Annotated in this window: 16 protein-coding genes; 8 read left to right on the top strand and 8 right to left on the bottom strand. The window is 40.5% G+C overall.

Translation table 11 applies throughout. From position 1 onward, the window contains the following. Positions 1-5 precede the first annotated feature (5 nt). The 3 genes from QZT73_RS07125 to QZT73_RS07115 are packed head-to-tail and all read left to right on the top strand — an operon-like array spanning position 6 to position 4348. Positions 6-1457, top strand: a complete 1452-nt coding sequence (locus QZT73_RS07125) for a DUF1501 domain-containing protein (RefSeq protein WP_291778349.1) — start codon at positions 6-8, stop codon at positions 1455-1457. A gap of 13 nt (positions 1458-1470) precedes the next feature. Beyond that, positions 1471-3612, top strand: coding sequence for a c-type cytochrome domain-containing protein (locus QZT73_RS07120; protein WP_291778352.1), 2142 nt, complete (start codon positions 1471-1473; stop codon positions 3610-3612). Between the two features lies 1 nt (position 3613). After that, positions 3614-4348 (top strand): SIS domain-containing protein, encoded by a 735-nt coding sequence (locus QZT73_RS07115; protein ID WP_291778354.1) that lies wholly within the window; start codon positions 3614-3616, stop codon positions 4346-4348. 1 nt (position 4349) lies between these two features. On the opposite strand, the gene QZT73_RS07110 is transcribed toward QZT73_RS07115, so the two are convergent. Both QZT73_RS07110 and QZT73_RS07105 read right to left on the bottom strand, forming a co-directional pair. Next, complete coding sequence (locus QZT73_RS07110) at positions 4350-5096, bottom strand: hypothetical protein (protein WP_291778356.1); 747 nt, start codon at positions 5094-5096, stop codon at positions 4350-4352. 102 nt (positions 5097-5198) lie between these two features. Continuing rightward, on the bottom strand, positions 5199-5981 hold the full coding sequence (locus tag QZT73_RS07105; protein ID WP_291787401.1) for an SDR family NAD(P)-dependent oxidoreductase: 783 nt from the start codon (positions 5979-5981) through the stop codon (positions 5199-5201). A 158-nt stretch (positions 5982-6139) separates the two neighbouring features. Between QZT73_RS07105 and QZT73_RS07100 the strand changes: the two genes are divergently transcribed. Then, positions 6140-7132, top strand: a complete 993-nt coding sequence (locus QZT73_RS07100; RefSeq protein WP_291778362.1) for an SDR family oxidoreductase — start codon at positions 6140-6142, stop codon at positions 7130-7132. Positions 7133-7135: 3 nt separating this feature from the next. On the opposite strand, the gene QZT73_RS07095 is transcribed toward QZT73_RS07100, so the two are convergent. The 5 genes from QZT73_RS07095 to QZT73_RS07075 form a co-directional block, all read right to left on the bottom strand. After that, on the bottom strand, positions 7136-9271 hold the full coding sequence (locus tag QZT73_RS07095) for a S9 family peptidase (RefSeq protein ID WP_291787399.1): 2136 nt from the start codon (positions 9269-9271) through the stop codon (positions 7136-7138). A gap of 220 nt (positions 9272-9491) precedes the next feature. Continuing rightward, positions 9492-11741 carry a Tex family protein gene (locus QZT73_RS07090; protein ID WP_291787397.1) on the bottom strand — a complete coding sequence of 750 codons (2250 nt, stop codon included), beginning with the start codon at positions 11739-11741 and terminating at the stop codon, positions 9492-9494. A 155-nt stretch (positions 11742-11896) separates the two neighbouring features. Continuing rightward, complete coding sequence (locus tag QZT73_RS07085) at positions 11897-12148, bottom strand: hypothetical protein (protein ID WP_291778370.1); 252 nt, start codon at positions 12146-12148, stop codon at positions 11897-11899. Between the two features lie 111 nt (positions 12149-12259). Next, a complete protein-coding gene (locus QZT73_RS07080; protein WP_291787394.1) occupies positions 12260-12874 on the bottom strand; it encodes a hypothetical protein in 615 nt (204 codons plus the stop codon). 66 nt (positions 12875-12940) lie between these two features. Then, positions 12941-13561, bottom strand: coding sequence for an outer membrane beta-barrel protein (locus QZT73_RS07075; RefSeq protein ID WP_291778376.1), 621 nt, complete (start codon positions 13559-13561; stop codon positions 12941-12943). 317 nt (positions 13562-13878) lie between these two features. Between QZT73_RS07075 and QZT73_RS07070 the strand changes: the two genes are divergently transcribed. The 4 genes from QZT73_RS07070 (at position 13879) to QZT73_RS07055 (ending at position 19436) form a co-directional block, all read left to right on the top strand. Further along, positions 13879-14457 carry a TlpA disulfide reductase family protein gene (locus QZT73_RS07070; RefSeq protein ID WP_291778379.1) on the top strand — a complete coding sequence of 193 codons (579 nt, stop codon included), beginning with the start codon at positions 13879-13881 and terminating at the stop codon, positions 14455-14457. A gap of 150 nt (positions 14458-14607) precedes the next feature. Then, positions 14608-16944 (top strand): glycoside hydrolase family 95 protein, encoded by a 2337-nt coding sequence (locus tag QZT73_RS07065; RefSeq protein WP_291778380.1) that lies wholly within the window; start codon positions 14608-14610, stop codon positions 16942-16944. A gap of 6 nt (positions 16945-16950) precedes the next feature. Further along, the gene (locus QZT73_RS07060; protein WP_291787393.1) at positions 16951-18309 is read left to right on the top strand and encodes an FAD-dependent oxidoreductase; all 1359 of its coding nucleotides are present in this window, start codon (positions 16951-16953) and stop codon (positions 18307-18309) included. After that, positions 18306-19436, top strand: a complete 1131-nt coding sequence (locus QZT73_RS07055; RefSeq protein WP_291787390.1) for a nitrilase-related carbon-nitrogen hydrolase — start codon at positions 18306-18308, stop codon at positions 19434-19436. Before QZT73_RS07060 ends, QZT73_RS07055 begins: the two co-directional genes overlap by 4 nt. On the opposite strand, the gene QZT73_RS07050 is transcribed toward QZT73_RS07055, so the two are convergent. Further along, positions 19433-19969 carry a hypothetical protein gene (locus tag QZT73_RS07050; RefSeq protein WP_291778391.1) on the bottom strand — a complete coding sequence of 179 codons (537 nt, stop codon included), beginning with the start codon at positions 19967-19969 and terminating at the stop codon, positions 19433-19435. The genes QZT73_RS07055 and QZT73_RS07050 overlap by 4 nt on opposite strands. Positions 19970-20028: the final 59 nt, after the last annotated feature.

The following is a 20028-nucleotide window of genomic DNA, read 5'->3' as shown; positions in this document are numbered from 1 at the left end:
AAGAAATGGAAAAGGAACAGATTGAACATAGCTTAGGGCATAATAGAAGAAAATTTCTCAGTAAGGTAAGTCTTGGAGTTGGAAGTCTTGCTTTAGGAAGTCTTCTGATTCCAGACCTATTCACCAAAAAACCAGACGAAGATGCTATTATGGCAGCCCTTCCCCATTTTGCGCCCAAAGCAAAACGGATTATTTATTTGTTCCAAAATGGCGCTCCCTCCCAATTGGAAACTTTCGACTATAAACCTTTACTCAATCAACAAATAGGCAAAGAGCTTCCAGAATCAATCCGTATGGGTCAAAGATTAACCGGGATGACTTCAGGACAAAATTCTTTTCCTTTAGTAGGTTCTTATTTCGGTTTTCAGCAATATGGACAAGCAAGGGCTTGGATATCAGATTTGTTCCCTCATACATCAAAGATTGTAGATGATATATGCATCATCAAATCTATGCATACGGATGCCATCAATCACGACCCTGCTTTGACATTTTTCCAAACAGGGGCACAGGTTGGCAATAGACCCAGTATGGGCTCATGGTTAAGTTATGGTTTGGGAAGTGAAAACAACAACCTTCCTGCCTTCTGTGTACTCCTTAGTAGGGGAAAAGGAAATGGGCAGGGCGTTTATTCCAAACTCTGGACAAATGGCTTTTTAGACTCAGTACACCAAGGAGTTCAATTCTCGGCCAGTGAGGATCCGGTTTTGTACCTAAAGGATCCAAAAGGCATGAAGAGAGAAGATAGAAGAAGGATGTTGGATAAAATTGCTGAGATGAACCAGATCAATTATGAAAGTTTTGGGGATCCAGAGATAACCGCTAAAATCCAACAATATGAGATGGCTTTCAGAATGCAGACAGCAGTACCTGAAGTTACGGATATTTCCAAAGAACCCGACAGTATCATTAAGATGTACGGACCAGACTGTTTGATTCCGGGCACATATGCTGCCAATTGCCTTCTGGCCAGAAAATTATCCGAAAGTGGCGTTCGTTTTGTTCAATTATATCATCAAGGTTGGGATCAACATGATAACCTCCCAACTGAAATGGCCAAACAGGCAAAAGATGTAGACCAAGCCTCAGCTGCATTGATCCAAGATCTGAAGCAAAGGGGTCTTTTAGATGAGACCTTGGTGATCTGGGGAGGAGAATTTGGTCGTACCAATTACTGCCAAGGAAAAATCCAATTGGACAATTACGGTAGAGACCATCACCCAAGGGCATTTTCAATCTGGATGGCAGGTGGAGGTGTAAAACCTGGAATTGTATATGGTGAAACTGATGAGTTTGGCTATAACATTGTTGAAAACCCAATCCATGTTCACGATTTTCATGCGACAATCCTTCATCAAATGGGTATCGACCACGAAAAATTAACCTATAAACACCTCGGGAGAAGATATAGACTTACCGATGTGCATGGTCATGTTGTAAAAGACATTCTCGTTTAGTACCCAAAAACCTATGTCAAAAATCTTAAAATACCCAACGGTTTTACAAAGCCTTTTAATTGTCATCCACGGCCTTTGTTTGGTTTTAGTATTTGGTCATGAAAGACTGGAAATCCCATTGCTGTTGGAATTTATAGGAAGAACCCATCCGCTTATTCTTCATTTTCCTATTGTACTCTTACTCTTATTGGCCTTATTATTTTGGAATCCTAATCTTTCCCTTTTGGACAATCCAAAGCTTTCAAAAAACTTATTCTTAGTAACGCTGCTACTAACAGGAGGTACGGTTATGGCAGGTCTATTTCTGGCAGCTGAGGAAGGCTATGTTAGGGATGAGTTTTTTTTACACCAATGGACCGGCATAGCTCTTTTTTGGATAGCTACCTTATGGTTCATTTTTTGGACTAAAAAACAGCATGCAATTGCAAGGCCTTTCTCTGTGGTTACAGTAATTATGATCATAGTGACCGGCCATTTGGGTGCCACCATGACCCATGGGGATGATTTTTTATTGGCCCCCTTTAAAAAAGAAAGCCGGTTGAATAAGGTGGATCTGGAAGAGGCTGTTTCTTTCGATCATGTCATAAAACCAATTTTAGAACAAAAATGTATATCCTGTCATAAGGCCTCCAAACAAAAAGGGGATTTGAGACTAGATGCTGAATCTTATATTTTGGCAGGGGGTAAAAACGGACCTGTCATTGATAAGGAAAACCCAGGATTATCTAGTATTATCCAAAGAATCCTACTTCCATTGGATGACGAAGAACATATGCCTCCCAAAGGAAAGGCCCAACTCAATGAAGAGGAGGTAAACCTGATGATGGCTTGGATTGAAGAATCAGCCCATTTTGACACAAAACTGGTGAATTACCCGGAGGAAAGCAGGTTTTTCCAATTAGCAAAAGAAATATTTGCTGAGAATGTAGTATCTACTTACCAATTTCCACCTGCCACAGCCAAGACAATAGAAAAACTCAATCATGACTACAGGGTAATTCAGGCACTCTACCCCAACAGTCCCGCCTTAAGGGCTGCTTTTTTTGGCAGAAGCAACTTTAAATCTGAGCACATAGATGAATTGTCAGATATAAGAATCCAATTAGTAGACCTTAATCTCGCCAATATGCCCCTTAAAGATGAGGACATAAAAAAACTTTCCAATTTTACCCATCTGGAAAGACTCAACCTGAATGAAACTGGTATTACGGGTAGTTTTTTGGATGAATTAAAAGTTCTTGATCATTTATCTTCTTTATCCTTAACAGGAAATAAATTGAATATCCAAAACCTCTCAAAAATCGGAGAATTGGTGCAATTGGAAAAACTTTTTATTTGGAATACCGGTCTGGATCAAACAGCCATTTCCGCATTAAAAAAATCACTTCCAAAAACCTTGATTGAAACAGGATTTGAAGATGATGGACAGCTTTATCAACTCAATCCACCCATCATTCAAGCTTCATCTGGCATATTTCATGAGAAAATAGATGTCAATATCAAACATCCTATTGGAAGCGTAGGTATCTTTTATACATTGGATAATTCCCTTCCTGACAGCAGCAATTACATACTTTACGATGGTCCGATAATTCTTGAAAAAAGCACCAACCTTAGGGTTAGGGCTTTTGGGGAAGGTTGGTTAGGAAGTGATGAAAAGAAGGCAGTTTTTTTCAAAGCAGGAGTTAAGCCCAGCTCCTACGGCCTGACTTATGCTCCACATGATTCCTATAAAGGTAAAGGAGTAGAGACTCTCTTTGATCTGGAAAAAGGAGATGAGGATTTTGCATCCGGAAAATGGCTGGGATTCAAAGATACGGATTGCGAAATCATTATGAATTTTGATGGTATTACCCGATTAGCTTCTATTTCTTTGAGTCTATTGAGCGCAGAAGCATCCTACATATTTCCACCCATTTCTGTTGAAATTTGGGGCAAATCCGAGGGAAAGGAATGGGAACTCATGCATTCAGAAAAACCAGAGCAACCCCGACAAATCAGAGAAAGAAAACAGTTATTGCTGGAATATGATTTAGCTAACGAAAATCTTCTTCAGCTTAAGGCTATCTTAAAACCAATCAACTCTTTGCCCAAGTGGCACCAAGGTGCTGGAGAAAGAGGTTGGGTGTTCTTAGACGAAGTTTTAATTAACTAAAATGAAGGCATATCAGGAATACTTTAGGCAGATTCAAAAAAAACTGCAACTGGTGCAAGATCAATCTTCCAAAATTGAAACTGCTGCATCCTTGATTTCAGAAAGCATGGAACGGGGTGGCTTTATCTATACCAGTGGGACAGGACATTCCCATATGTTTGCAGAAGAAATTTTTTACAGGGCTGGAGGCTTTGCCAGGGTGATTCCTATTTTGGATGATGGTCTGATGCTACATAAAGATGCTTCTTATAGCACCGAGTTGGAAAGAAGGGAAGGATATGCAGCCCAATTACTTGATAATTATAAAATCACAGAGAAAGATATATTTATGATTTCTTCTAATTCCGGAAGAAATACAGTCAGCATAGAAATGGCCATGATTGCCAAGGAAAAAGGAGCCAAAGTCATTGTCATTACCAATCTGAATCATACCCAATCAGTGGACTCCCGGCATCCTTCCGGAAAAAAACTATATGAAATAGCAGATCTTTATTTTGATAATGGTGGGGAAATCGGAGATGCTTCGGTTGAAATAGAGGGACTTGAATTCAAGGTAGGTGCCACCTCCACAGTAATCGGTGTAACTATCCTTCAATCCATCATGGTTCAGGCCACAGAAAACCTGATGGTAAGCGGTATACAACCGGAAGTTTTCAGCAGTTCAAACTCTGATGAAGGAGAGGAACATAATGAATCCCTGATCAAAAAATATAAGGGATTGATCAAGGGTTTATAATCTATTTTAAACCCCAAATTATTCCAACTGAGGCAAAATTGAATAAGGCAAAGTTATACACTTCCGAAACATCAGCCCCTCCTTCCAGGATCCTATACCCTGCTTTTAGGTCAAAATAATTGGATAAGGGAATATACAGCCCACCAAAAAAATCAAAAGCCCTTCCGGGGCCTCCAGCCAAACCATCACCCTCTATTATACCTCGGAATGGACCTGCATCATAGCTTAGAAAAAGATGTAGAAGCGGAACAAACCCTACATCGTTTTTAAAATCTATCTGAGCCCCATCAGATAACCTTATTTGGGCGTCTCTGATTTTAGCAGTAAAACCTACTCCAAAGACCCATTTTTCATCCTGAATCAAATCCCTTCTATAGGTCAAACGGTAACTGTTGAATTTATAAAAACCTTCAATTTCCCTATTTGCCCCAAACTGACTGTCTTGAAAATTAATTTCAAAGTTTGGGCTTCCTACATAACTTGCACTCAAGGGCGCATAAAGAGCAAAAATATGATTCTTCCCGAAAGTATAACCCGGCCTTATCCTCAATGGAATCAAAGCCCCTTGAGTTTCAAAATCCTTATTGAAATCAAATCTAGTACCTTGAGGATTGGGGACGCTTACTTCATTATATCCAGGGAAAACCAAACCAGATTCAAGGTCTAAACTAAATTGCGCGAAGAGTGGAAAAGAGGAAAATGCTAATACTGTAAATATGAAGTTAAATTTTGTAATCAAAATAGGCATATCAGTAAAACAACGACTTAACCAATTTGTTCAGAAATTCAGCCGATCCCATTTCCTTTTGGCTTCAATTCAATATGGTATGCAATCAAACCATATGGATATTTAACCCATTTTGCCAAACATCCATCTTGCCAAATGGGGAAAGTGCTGTCCCATAAAGGCTATGAACTTTCCGTGACCAGTAAAAACGTAGGACTTTTTCCTTTTGGCAATAGCCCTAACCATTACTTTGGCCGCTTTATCTGTAGGCCACATCAATTTGGCAGGTCTTGGATCAGGGTTTTCAGGATGATATACCCCTTCATTATCTACTTTGGCAATATCTGATTCCACAAAGCCCGGGTGAAGTACCGTGCAGGTAACCCCCGTTCCTTTCAGTTCAAGTTGTAAAGTCTGCCCAATGGAACGAACAGCTGCTTTGGAGGCGCCGTAAGCACCCACACCAGGATTGGGCACATAAGCCGCCACACTACCAATCAATGCAATCCTTCCTTGGCTTTCCTTTAAATATGGGTATGCATACTTAAACGTCAAAGCCAAACCAGTGACATTCACATCCATCTGCCTTCGCCATTCCTTAGCGCTGAGGTTTTTTATTTTCCCTACTACACCATAACCAGCATTGGCTACTGCGACATCAATCCTTCCAAATTCTTTGACAACAACCTGGACGGCTGCTTCCAGTTGGTTTTCCTCCAATACATCACATGGAATAATCAAACAGCTAGTCCCAAGTTTCTTGATCTCGGCACTGATTGCTTCCAATTGATCTTTTCTCCTGGCTGAAAGTGCCAAAATGGCCCCTTTTCTGGCAAATTCGTAGGCCATATACTTCCCCAACCCTGAAGAAGCTCCTGTAATCCATACCACTTTATCTTTGAACATGTTACAAAATACATAATTTTGGAATAAGTTGATCTTTTTGTCCAATCTAAAATAGAGAAAGGAAAGGTGAATAAAAAAGTGAAAATATTTAGATAAAATTAATATAAAATACTTATATTCAATCGGTTATTCATTCAATTCACTTAAAATTTTATCGGATGCGAATTTTGATCGTCGGTGCGACAGGGCAGCTTGGATACACCATTACAAAAAAATTGGCCGAGAAAGAAGTGGGCCTTGAAATCTATGCAAGCCATAGAAAATCTTCCCAAATAGAAGCATTAAAAAAGATTAAGGGCATTCAGTTCAGGGAAATAGAGCTTACTCAACCTTCAACCATTAAATCAGGACTGAAGGGAATTGACATTGTGATCAGTACTGCCAATACCGCATTGCCTGCTAAAAAAACAGATAATTTTAAAAAAATCGATGAAGAGGGAATAATTGCATTGATCGATGAAGCCAAAAAAGAAAACATCAAACAATTCATATATATTTCTGCATTACCATTTACAAAATGGGATGATAAAATTCCTTTGACTAAAGCCAAAAGAATTGTTGAAAAGCATTTAGTCAACTCAGGACTGAATTATACCATTTTGCAGCCTACTGCTTTTATGGAAGTATACTTTCCATATATGGGTACTGAATTGACCATGAACCATTCAGAAGTAAATACCATACAGCGTCCCTTTAAATTTGCCAATGACTTCTATAATGGAATAAGAAAATCCATGGAAGCTAAAAATACCATTAACATCATTGGTAAAGGAAATCAAAAATGCAGTTACATCAGTTTGGAAAACGTTGCGGATTTTTGTGTCAATGCAGTCAACAATACAAAGGCTTACAATAAAATCATCCCATTAGGAGGCCCTGATGCACTCACGGCCTTGGAGGTCAAGGCACTTTTCGAGAAAGTTTATCAAAAGCCCTTAAAAGTTAAATCAACACCTCCTTTCGTAATGCGTTTGATGTCCGGTGTACTTTCACCTTTCAATCCAGCGGCTTCAAATATCATGGCTATGAACTACGTTATGGCCAATTCAGATGCAGTGGTACCCAATATGGATAAAACAGCAGCTGACTACGGAGTAGAATTGATTTCAGCTGAAAATCTCTTGATGGGAAAAGCAGGCTTTACCAAATAGCAATTAGTCATATATTCCAAGGATATCAAAAACAAAGGCATATTCCTGCGCTATTTCCTTTAGTCTCTGAAAACGGCCACTAGCACCCCCGTGACCAGCATCCAAATTGGTATAAAGGTAAAGCCTATTGGCATCCGTCTTTTTGGTTCTTAGCAAAGCCACCCATTTGGCCGGCTCCCAATATTGTACCTGGGAATCATGGAGGCCTGTGGTCACCAATAAATTGGGATAGTCCTTTTCCTCCACATTATCATAAGGAGAGTAGGACAGCATGTATTCATATTGCTCCTGAATATTGGGATTTCCCCATTCCAGCCATTCAAAAGTGGTCAATGGAATGGATTCATCCATCATGGTCGTCACTACATCTACAAAAGGAACCGCAGCGATGACACCTCTGTAAACCTTTGGATCCATATTGACTACAGCACCCATCAATAACCCTCCTGCACTACCACCGGAAGCAAACAGCTTGTCTTTGGCCACATAATCATTATCCTGAAGCCATTTGGAGCAATCGATAAAATCAGTGAAAGTGTTATTTTTATTCATCATTTTACCATCCTCATACCATTCCCCTCCCATTTCCTGTCCTCCGCGAATATGCGCAATGGCATAAACAAATCCTCTATCCAGCAAACTCAAGCGGGTAGAACTGAAGGTAGGCTCCATGGAATACCCGTAAGAACCATAAGCATAAATCCACCCAGGAATGGAGCCGTCCTTTTTGAACCTGTCCTTTCTGTACACAATGGACATAGGAATACGCTTTCCATCCCTTGCCGTTACCATCACTCTTTCTGTTTGATAATTGTTTTTATCAAAGTCTCCCAAAACAGGCTGTTCTTTCATCAAAATTTTCTCCCTACTCTCCATATTGTAATCATAGGTAGAAAAAGGTGTAGTCATGGAGGTATAGGAAAAGCGAAGCATTTGGGTGTCAAAGTTAGGGTTATATCCTAAACCTGCAGAGTAAGCTGACTCATCAAATTCCAATTCATGTTCCGAGCCATCAGACCATTGGACAATCCTGATTTTGGCCAAACCTTCGAAAGTTTCCTGGATGGCCATGTACTCTTTGAAATAATCAACACCTTCCAGAAAGATGTTCTCCCTGTGGGGGATGACATCTTTCCAGTTGTCCGCATGAGGCTTGGAAATTGGAGTCTGAACCAAACGGTAGTTGACTGCATCCAAGTTGGTATGAATATAAAAGTTATCACCTCCAGCATGGTCCACATGGTATTGGACATTATCCTTTACTTTTTCGATGAGTTGAGGCTTAGCAGGCTGATCCGCATCGATAAAAAGTGCGTAAGAGGCATCTGTTCGGCTGGATCCGATAATGACATACTTTTTAGACTTGGTCTTGGTGACGTAACAATCCAAGCTGATATCTTCTTCTTGAAAAACCAGTTCATCTTGCTGGGTTACTGTACCTAAAATATGTCTTTTTACCTGAAATACCCTTAAGGTTTGTTTGTCCGGAATAGAGTAATAAAAAGACCTATTATCATTCGTCCATGCAATTCCTCCCCTCGTATCCTCTATCCTATCATCAAGCAGTTGACCCGTCCTCAGGTCTTTGATCATGATGCTATAAAAATTTCTGCCCTGGGTATCCATGATAATGGCAGCAAGGTTATGATCTGGGCTTACTGAAGTGTAAAAATTCAGATACGGTTTGTCCTTCCCCAATTCATTGCCATCTACTATGATTTCCTCGGGCGCATCCAAATTTCCTTTTTTCCTGCAATAAATGGGATATTCCCCTCCTTCCACGTAGCGCACATAGTAAAAATAGCCGTCTAACTGATAAGGAACCGAGGAATCATCTTCCTTGATCCTGCTTTTCATTTCCTGAAACAGGTTTTCCTGAAAAAGCTTGGTATGCCCCATCATGGTATCTAGATAAGCGTTTTCAGCTTCAAGGTAAGCGATCACTTCAGGGTTTTCTCTGTCATTTAACCAATAATAATTGTCCACTCGAAGATGTCCATGCGTGGATAGGATTTCATAAGGCACTACTTTGGCGACAGGTGGTTGCACATCGGGCAATATAACTTGGGATTCTTTTTTCGAACAAGACATAATGATCTGTGGGCAAATAAGAGTTAGGATTAAATTTAGTTTTTTCATTGTTTAATCATCAGAAGCTTTCAAATAAACATTATAAAACATACCAGGTTTGGCAACTCAAGACTAGAACAAGCCCCCCTCTTCGGAATTTGATTTGATGTCATCACCCTTTTGTGAATTTATCAATTTATAGAATCTTCAAATGACAAGGAGAAGTCTCGGATCTTTATTCTACTTTACCGATTTCTCCCTTCTTGATTCTTGCCTCTTGCTTCTAAATTTATCTAAACCTATTCTTCAGCATTGCCAACTTGGCCGCCAGGTCGCCCTGGGCCTCCGGTTCTTCCCTTCTCTTCTTTTCTACTCCAGGTTTGGTCTTTCCTCTTTCAGCAAATGGATCTGATTTCATGCTCAATCCTATACGCTTTCTGGGGATATCCACCTCCATCACAGTTACTTCTACCTTTTGATTTACGGTCACTACATCCGTAGGATCATTGACAAACCGGTCCGCCAGATGACTCAAGTGGACCAAGCCATCCTGATGTACTCCGATATCCACAAAAGCCCCAAATTTAGTGATATTGGTGATGATTCCCGGCAATTTCATACCCACTTTCAAATCAGAAATTTCATTGACCCCTTCCTGGAAATTGAACACTTCAAAAGTTTCCCTCGGATCTCTTCCTGGTTTGGAAAGCTCTTCCATGATATCCTGCAAAGTAGGTAGACCCACAATTTCGGAAACATAATTCTTGAGAATGATCTTAGACCTCAACTCCTCTGAACTCATCAGATCGGTAACTTTCACTCCAATGTCTTTAGCCATCTTTTCTACCAGTTCATAGCGTTCCGGGTGTACTGCAGAGGCATCCAAAGGATTCTTTGCATTGCGGATCCTTAAAAAGCCGGCAGCCTGTTCAAAAGCCTTATCTCCCAAGCGGGGCACCTTTTTGATCTCTGTTCTGCTTTTGAATGGGCCATTTTCATTTCTATAAGCCACAATATTTTGCGCCAAGACCGGACCCAAACCGGATACATAGGTCAAAAGTTGTTTGGAAGCTGTATTCACTTCTACGCCAACGCCATTTACACAGCTCATCACGGTATCATCCAGCGAGTTCTTTAAAGCAGACTGATCCACATCATGCTGGTATTGTCCTACACCGATCGACTTGGCATCTATTTTTACCAACTCAGCCAATGGATCCATCAGTCTTCTTCCTATGGATACTGAGCCCCTTACCGTTAGGTCATGGTCTGGGAATTCCTCTCTTGCCACTTCGGATGCGGAATAGATGGAGGCTCCACTTTCATTGACCATGGTGACGATCACCTGCTTGGGTAAGCCTAAGGATTTTACAAAAGCTTCAGTTTCTCTACTGGCTGTTCCATTTCCTATGGCAATAGCTTCCACCTGATGCTTTTCAACCAAATGCTTGATTATCGTCCCTGATTCTGCAGTCTTTCTTTGAGGTTCATTGGGAAAAATGGTGTCATAACTGAGCAATTGCCCCTGAGGACCAAGACAAACGGTTTTACAGCCTGTTCTGAAACCTGGATCTATGGCCATCACAGATTTTTCTCCCAATGGCGCTGCCAATAACAATTGCCTCAAATTTTCTGCAAAGACCTTAATGGCTTCCTCATCCGCTTTCTTTTTGGTATAAAGCCTGACTTCGGTTTCCATAGAAGGTTTTAATAAGCGCTTATAAGCGTCCTTAATGGCCATTTTTACTTGTTCAACTGCTGTATTGGATGCGGAATTTAGTACAGCTTTCTCTATAATGGCCAAGGCCGCTACCTCATCAGGACAGGAATCCAACATGAGAAATAATTCTTTTTCTCCGCGTCTCATGGCCAAGACCCTATGAGATGGGGTTGTCTTTACAGGTTCTGTCCAATCAAAATAATCTCTGTATTTGCTTGCTTCCTGTTCTTTACCTGGAATTACTTTGGACACAAACTGCCCTTCCTCAATGAAGAGATCACGGATTTTCTTCCTTAATTCCACATTTTCATTGATCCATTCAGCTATGATGTCACGGGCGCCCTGTAGGGCTTCCTCTATGGAATTAACCTCTTTTTCTGCATCAATATACTTTTCTGCTTCTTCATCCAGATCGAAATAGCCCTGCTCAAATATTTTGGTAGCCAAGGGCTCCAATCCTTTCTCACGCGCTATCGTGGCTTTGGTCCTCCTCTTTGGCTTATAGGGTAAGTATAAATCCTCCAAAACCGACATGGTTTCAGCAGCATTGATCTTTTCTTCCAGTTCTGAGGTAAGTTTCCCCTGCTCCTCAATGGATTTTAAAATTGCATCCCGTCTTTTGTCTAGTTCTCGCAATTGCTGCATACGGTCTCTAATGGCTGCCACTTGCACCTCATCCAAACTTCCAGTAACTTCCTTACGGTATCTTGAAATAAACGGGACAGTTGCCCCCTCATCCAATAACTCAATGGTATCAGTAACCTGTTTGACCTTAATATTTAGCTCTTGGGCGACTTTAACAAAATGATGGATATTCATAAATTTCTAATTTTTGAAATAGTTGCGCAAAGTAAGAAGTCCCATGAGTCTCTCAAAAAAATACCCTTCCAAATTCTATTACTATTCATTAAAAAACTGATTCCCTGAATAATTATTTTGGTCCTGTCTCTAATAAGAAAACAGGACCAGAATAATCAAAAATCAAAATCATCGTAATTGGAAAGGAAAGCAGCTCCAAATACCATTAAAATAATCAGATAAAGCGCTATAACAATAGCAAACCATATTAAAGTAGCTTTGGCCCAATTTTGTTTATTTGGGTTGGTTGAACCGCCTCCAAATGCCCATACAAATAGCATAACAAAACCAACAAGTGGGATTGCTGTGACCAGGATAGTAATCATCCAATCTTTAATACTCATTACAGGTACGCTGGGATTTTCCATAGTGATTATTTTAAGTGTTTAAAGAAATAAAAATATAATTTACTGAAAAACAACAATAAATAAAAATATTATACTTCGGGCAAACCAGTAACTGGGATAATTAAGAAAGGATTACATGCCCAATCTCACAATCATTCCAGCATTTAAACTAAAGGGTAAAATGGGAGACCAGCCACTGATACCGATACCTGTATTGGGATTCCACCACAAGCTGCCCCCTTCACTGATTACCGGAAGCAGTAAATGCGCCTGAGTCCTCAGACCGATACGATCTGTGATAAAATATTTCATACCCACCTGCACCCCTACTGAAAATCGCGATTGATCTTCAAAATCGCCTTCTGGAAACCCTAAAGTAGCACTACCAAGTTTGAGCCCTGAGAAAAAGGTAAGTTGTTGATTAATGATAATAAACCGGTTCACTCCAAACATCACGAAATGTAACTGTGACCTCGATACTACATCCTCAGTCAGATAAATAGAGTTGGCTGTGGCATTGGTGCCCAAAAAATTATAAGACAATTCCAGTTCTGTGAAGCGTTTGGGCGTGTATCCCAAAAAGAGCCCTAAATTGACATTACCTTCCAGTTTGGCTCTCCCCCCTGTGATATCAAAACCGGAACCAAATGTGTATCCAGTCGAAGGGGTAACTTCAATTTGTTGTCCCCACCCCCTAGATGGCAGACAAAAAGAAAACAATATAATGCCAATCAAACTATAACGCATACCTTAAAAATAATAAAAATCCCTACTCTGTAAGCAAGAGTAGGGATAATAAATTTCTTTAAGGTATCAATTTCTTGCCAACCTAAAGACCAGAGCACCGGTAAAACCAAATTGGATGACAGAAGACCAACCGTTAAGTCCCACTTGCGTACCTCCTCCCGGGCTCCACCAAAGATTTGCACCAACATTTGAAATTGGCATCATCAGATTGGCCTGAACACGGAGTCCTACATTATCCGAGACAAAATACTTCATCCCTCCATTAATCCCTACCGCAAACCTACTGATATCCCTGTAATCTCCTTCTGGAAATGAAAGAATGGCTGCACCTACTTTAGCCCCTGTGAAAAATGCCATCTGAGGGGAGGTTGGGAATAATCTATTCGCTCCAATCATCGCATAATGGGCGTTTGTACGGGTCCGCACATCATTTTGAATGGCTGTGGATCTCGCAGTGCTTGTACCGTTTTGGTAACTGTACAAGGTTTCAATTTCCAGAAAATCATTGACCTGAAATCCGATCATACCACCAAAGGTTTGTCCTCCACCCAATCTTGCCCTGCCTGCAAAAATCGGAAAACTATGGTCAAAAGTGTAACCAGTAAAAGGTGTAATTTCCACACTTTGGGCTTTGATTTCAAAAACCATAAGGAATATTACCAAGATCAGCGTAAAGAATTTTTTCATAGAAATATATTTTTAGATAAGGTACTCATTAAAATTTTAATTTTAAAGAATTATTCAACGACAAATATCGATTAGTAAACTAATTAATCTTCAAAATTAATCAAATCGAATCAATCGACAATGGGCTCCACCTGAGCTTAGCACAAATTCAAAGAATGTTTGCAAATTTCTGAATAAATATCAAGGCTAAATAGGCCCTCAAAATTACTTTCTGGACTCCTTTAACCTTTTCCCTCGCTCCTTTCTTTAATTCTAGTACCTTTTATCACAAGAAAAAATCCCGTCATTCCCTAAATTACACAAAAATTGAATAAAGCATGATCGATTGGAAAAAAGAACTGAAAAGCTGGGGCATAATGCTGTCAGTTTTTGCTTTTCTATATTTTACCGGACTCATCACCCCAATTATGGGAGGGGTTCAATCTTTGTTATTGGCCACAGGCATTAAAAAACCAAAAATAACTTTAGTAGATAGAACCAATACACAATTTGTTTATTTAGGCTCCTTTCTGGATTTGGAAGGAAATAGGGTTGATCTAGAAGATTATAGAGGCAAAACCGTCTTTATTAACCTTTGGGCTACCTGGTGTCCTCCCTGTAGGGCAGAAATGCCACATATCGAATCCTTGTATAAAAAAGTCAGTGAACAGGAAAACCTGGAGTTCCTTATGATCGCCTTGGACAAAGAATTTGAAAAGAGTAAAGATTTTATCGATAAAAAAGGATTTACTTTCCCTGTGGTACACGCCAGTTATGGACTTAATAATGCCTTGCAAAGCCAATCCATCCCTACCACTTTGGTCGTCGACCCCAATGGTGAAATCGTCTTTTATCAAGAGGGCATGAGTAATTTTGATACTCAGGAATTTCGCGAATTCCTGATCAATCAAAAATAAATAGGTGTTTTATTTCGATATCTCACCTTTAATGTCAGGGAACTTCCCCGACAGCATGTTATACCGAAAACATTATGTGAGTATAAAAGGAAAAGATATTGCTTTTAAATCGGTAAATTAGCGCAATACCCATCGCCTAATTTCTGAAACATGAAGTCAACACTTTTTTTATTGCTTTTTCTATTTTGCGCTTTTGGTGCGCATAAAACATCAGCTCAAAGCATACTCTGGTATGAAAAACCTGCAAGCATTTGGGAAGAAGCCCTGCCTTTAGGCAATGGCAGATTAGGGGCCATGGTCTTTGGGCAAACATCAATTGAGCGGATCCAACTCAACGAAGATTCACTCTGGCCGGGTGGACCGGAGGACTGGGGACTGGCAGAAGGAAAACCGGAGGATCTGGAGTTCATCCGACAATTACTCTTACAAGGAGAAAATAAAAAAGCAGACTCTTTATTGGTAGCCAAATTTTCAAGAAAAAGTATCACCCGCTCCCATCAGACTTTGGGAGACCTTTGGCTTGACCTAGAGCATCAGCAAATAAGTAATTACAAGCGTGAATTGGATTTGGACCGGGCTTTGGTGACCGTAAATTATACGGTAGAAGGCTTTGATTTTATACAAAAAGTATTCTCTTCAGCACCGGATCAAGCAATAGTAATGCGATTGGAGTCCAAACACCCAAAAGGAATCAATGGGAAAATCAGACTGAGCAGACCAGAGGATGAAGGATATCCCACCGTAAATGTGCAATCCACCTCCAACCAAACTTTACAAATGGAGGGAGAAATCACGCAGAGAAGGGGGCAAATTGATTCCAAACCCAGCCCAATCCTCCATGGGGTCAAATTCCAAACCATCGCTTTCATAGAAAACGAGAGTGGCAAAACATTTCAAAAAGGGGATCATATTGAAGTGGAAGGAGTAGAAGTACTCACCATCAAATTGCTCACCAACACTTCCTACTACCATCAGGATTTCCAAAGAAAAAATCAAGAACAACTTCAAAACATTAAAGCCAAAACTTTTGAAGAACTCGAACTAAGGCATATTACCGATTATCAATCTCTTTTCCATAGAGTGAAATTCTCATTGGAAGATCCAAACCCTTTAGACAACCCTACTGATCAAAGAATTGAACGGGTCAAAGAAGGAAACACTGATCTTTACCTGGAATCCTTACTTTTTGACTTTGGCAGGTACTTGTTGATTTCATCTTCCAGACCGGGTACACTTCCTGCTAACCTTCAGGGTCTTTGGAACAGGCATATCGAAGCCCCTTGGAATGCAGATTACCACCTGAACATCAACTTACAGATGAATTACTGGCCTGCAGAAGTCACCAATTTATCAGAACTTCATGAGCCATTTTTTGATTATATGGACCAACTGATCCTCAGCGGTAAAAAAACCGCTCAGCAAACTTATGGCATGCGGGGCGCAGCATTGGCCCATGGTTCAGACCTTTGGAATATGACATTTCTACAAGCTGCAGAGGCATATTGGGGTTCTTGGCTGGGAGCAGGAGGTTGGATGATGCAGCATTTCTGGGAGCGATACCTTTTTACCCAGGACAAAAATTTCTTAAGACAAAGGTTCTTGCCAGCCATGGAAGAAATTGCTGCTTTTTATTTGGATTGGCTGGTTCCTTATCCAGAAGATGGCAAGTGGGTATCTTCCCCTTCCACTTCACCTGAAAATAGTTTTATCAACGCGAAAGGAGAATCCGTCGCTTCTACCATTGGAGCAGCCATGGACCAACAAATTATCGCTGAGGTTTTTGATCATTTTATGCAGGCAAGTAAAATTTTGGGTTACCAATCCCCTATACTTGATGAAGTGAAGGCTAAAAGACAAAACTTAAGATCGGGTTTAAGAATTGGAAGTGATGGAAGACTTTTGGAGTGGGACCAAGAATATGAGGAGCCCGAAAAAGGCCACCGACACATGTCCCATTTATATGCTTTTCATCCTGGAAATGCCATTACCAAAAATAAGACCCCTGATTTATTTGAAGCAGTCAAAAAAACTTTGGATTACAGATTGGCCCATGGAGGAGCAGGGACAGGTTGGTCAAGGGCATGGCTGATCAATTTTTCTGCCAGGTTACATGATGGAGAAATGGCACATGAGCATATTCAAAAACTCATTCAACAATCCTTATATCCCAACTTATTTGATGCCCATCCCCCATTTCAAATAGATGGCAATTTCGGTTATACCGCAGCAATTGCTGAGATGCTCTTACAAAGCCATGATGGATTTATCCATTTACTTCCTGCACTTCCAAAGACGTGGCAAAATGGAAAAGTTTCTGGGTTGAAAGCCAGAGGGAATTTTCTTGTAAATATGGAATGGAAAGATGGCGAACTGATGACTGCAAGTATTTCGGCTCCCATCGGAGGCAAAGCATTTCTGAAACACAAAGGAAACCTTTTGGAAATTGATTTAGGAAAAGGGGAAACATTTGAGTTTTCCCTACAATAAAAAAATATGAATCAAGTAATCATTATTGGTGCTGGTTTCTCCGGCGTAGCTGCAGCAAAAAAACTGCATGAGGCTGCCATCCCCTTTTTGCTCCTGGAGGCAAGAGAAAGATTAGGAGGAAGGGTTTATACCAAACAAATTTCCGAGGAATTGTACTTAGACCTAGGCGGTCAGTGGATCGGGCCCAGCCAAGACCGGATGTATGCCCTTTGCAAATCCTACAGTTTGGAATACTTTGAAACCTATGACCAAGGCTATAATGTCCTCGACTTGAAGAAGCAGGTAAAAAAGTTCAAAGGACTGATTCCCAATTTAGACCTATTCTCTTTAATTAACTTGGATTTTGTTCTCAAAAAATTGGAGCGTTTGGCCAAAACGATTCCAGAGGATAGCCCTTGGCTACATCCTAAAGCCTTGGAATTTGACCAGGTATCCCTTGCTGCTTTTGTAGCCAAACATTGTAAGACAAAATCCTGTCAAAAAGTAATAACCCTGGCCCTTGAAACGGTATTCGCCGCAGAATTGAATGAAGTCTCCCTGCTACATGCCCTTTTTTATTTCAAATCGGGCAGGGACCTCAATACCCTGATCAACATTAAAAATGGCGCTCAACTTCACCGGATAGCTGGAGGCATGCAAACTTTGGTCGAAAGAATGGCTCAACCTTTTATGGAGCAAATCAAATTCAACCATCCGGTAGATAGGATTAGGAAGGAAGATGGGGTGTTTACAGTTAAGGGTGAAGGTTTTTCCTACAAAGCAAAGAAAATCATCATGGCAATACCTCCGATTTTAGCAGGTAAAATCAATTTCCATCCCATGCTTTCTTCCGCTAAGAGGCAGGTGATGGACAGAATAGCTATGGGGCAGGTGGGCAAATGCTTTATGGTATATCAAAAGCCCTTCTGGAGAGAATCAGGGTTCAGCGGCCAAGCTTTTGCCGACGAACATTCTCCTTTCCAATCCATGTTTGATGCTTCACCGAAGGAAGCAGATTTTGGCATCATGTTGGCCTTTACCATAGGCAATCGAGCCAAAGCATACTTTGAAAACACCAAAGAAAAAAGAAAGGCAATCATGCTTCGTAAACTTGTGGCTTATTTTGGGAAAGATGCGGAACTACCGATGCTATATGAGGATTTCAGTATGACAGATGAAGCATGGAGCAGAGGTTGTTATGCCGGCATATACCCTACAGGCGCCTGGACAGGATTTCAGGATGCCTATTCCAAAACAGAAAATGACATCTATTGGGCAGGCACAGAGGCCTCAAAGGTTTGGTTTGGATACATTGAAGGGGCGGTAAGGGCAGGAGAAACAGCCGCTGGCAACATCCTATCGGATCTAAAACAACCGCTGCAATGAAGAAATTTGTCATTCTAATACTTTCTGTCTTTGTAATTTGGGCTATTTGGGCAAATACTGAAAGCTGGAGCACTTTACCAGAGATGGCCCCAAATATCAGCCATGTCGAAAACTTAATTCCACTTCCCATTGACAGCCTTCAAGGAAATGTAGTAGGTATACAGCCCTATATGCTGGAATCGGATTACCTTTCGGAGACAAGATTTTTTCAAAAGCTGGAAGCTTACTATCAAAAAGCCAAAGAGGAAGGGTATTTAAGTAGCAACACCATTGTATTGCTACCCGAATACCTGGGAACATGGTTGGTTATACTGGATGAAAAACCTTCGGTAGCCAAGGCTTCTTCCTTGACTTGGGCGATGGCCCAACTGGTATTGACCAATCCATTTGAATTCATCAAACATTACCCTTTGTCAAAGAATGAGGAGGACAGAATAGCCTCCACCCTCTTTAGAATGAAGGCAAATCAAATGGCAAAAGCTTATGAAAGGAGTTTTTTAACACTGTCTAAAAAATACCAAGTGTTTACAGCTGCTGGATCTATCAATTTACCGGAACCACAGGTAATTGACAATCAAATTATTGTGAAAAAAGAAGCTCCACTTTATAACAGTTCCTTTCTTTTTGGTCCGGATGGGAGCATTTATCCTACAGTAATCAAAAAAGCATTTCCCATTGATTCTGAAAAACCATTTATTGCTGCATCTTCTCCCGCTGCTATACCTAGTTTTGAATTACCAATGGGTAAAGTAGGAATCTTGGTCTGTGCAGATTCTTGGTATCCGGAAGCTTACGAAGCCATAAAGGGGGTTGATCTGGTATTGGTAAATTCCTATTGCGCCGTAGATGGAGCTATGGATGTACCTTGGGCAGGATACAATGGAACTCCTGCTCCCCATGATGTATCATTGAACGATATCGGGAAAATATCCGAACAAGAAGCTTGGAAAAAATATGCTCTCCCTGGAAGATTAGGCCTTTCCGGTGCAAAACATGGCGTCAATGTTTTCCTTCGAGGAGAATTATGGGATTTAGGCACAGATGGTCAACCTTTCTTTATCAGAAAAGGGACATTGCTTCTTTCACAAGCCGCTGAAAAAGGAGGAATTTGGAATATGGATTACTAAAATGCGTAGCCAAAACCAACACCTACCCAGAGCGGCCAAAAACCATTTTGATTAAAGATTGGCGTCAAATTGGCCTTAAAGGTAAATCCTCCATCTACAGGAATTCTTCTGTATCCAAAATTCAAAGTCCCCATAAAAGCTGGCGTATCGCCGGTATCCAAAATAAAACTAAAGTTTCTTCTTTCTGTGATCCCACCATTCCAGTTGTTGTAACGGTCTCTGAAATAAACAAATGTTGCGCCTCCACCCAATTCAAAAAAATGCTTATGACTTCCGAACAATTTATTAAGCTGGATGGGCATAGTCAGTAAACCTTCAGATCCCCAACTATCGTTCCTTGCCCAGCCTCCTGCACCCATCCGCATCCCCCAGGAATTGATGTCGTTCTTATCAAACCTAAAATCATAATTGAAAGAGTAAGCCAATCCTGCCCCGCCCAATTCCACATAAACTGACTGTGCACCAACCTCTTGCCCTTTAACTGAGTATTGAATCAATATCATAAGGCTAAACAAAATAAGAAGTTTTTTCATAAATTATTGTTTAATTCGAAGACAAAATTAGTGTATTTTAATTTACGGCCGAAAAAATT

This window comes from Cecembia sp. (assembly GCF_007126775.1).
Classification (GTDB): domain Bacteria; phylum Bacteroidota; class Bacteroidia; order Cytophagales; family Cyclobacteriaceae; genus Cecembia.
Note: the sequence above shows the minus strand (reverse complement) of the source record. Positions and strands in the feature narration are given on the sequence as shown.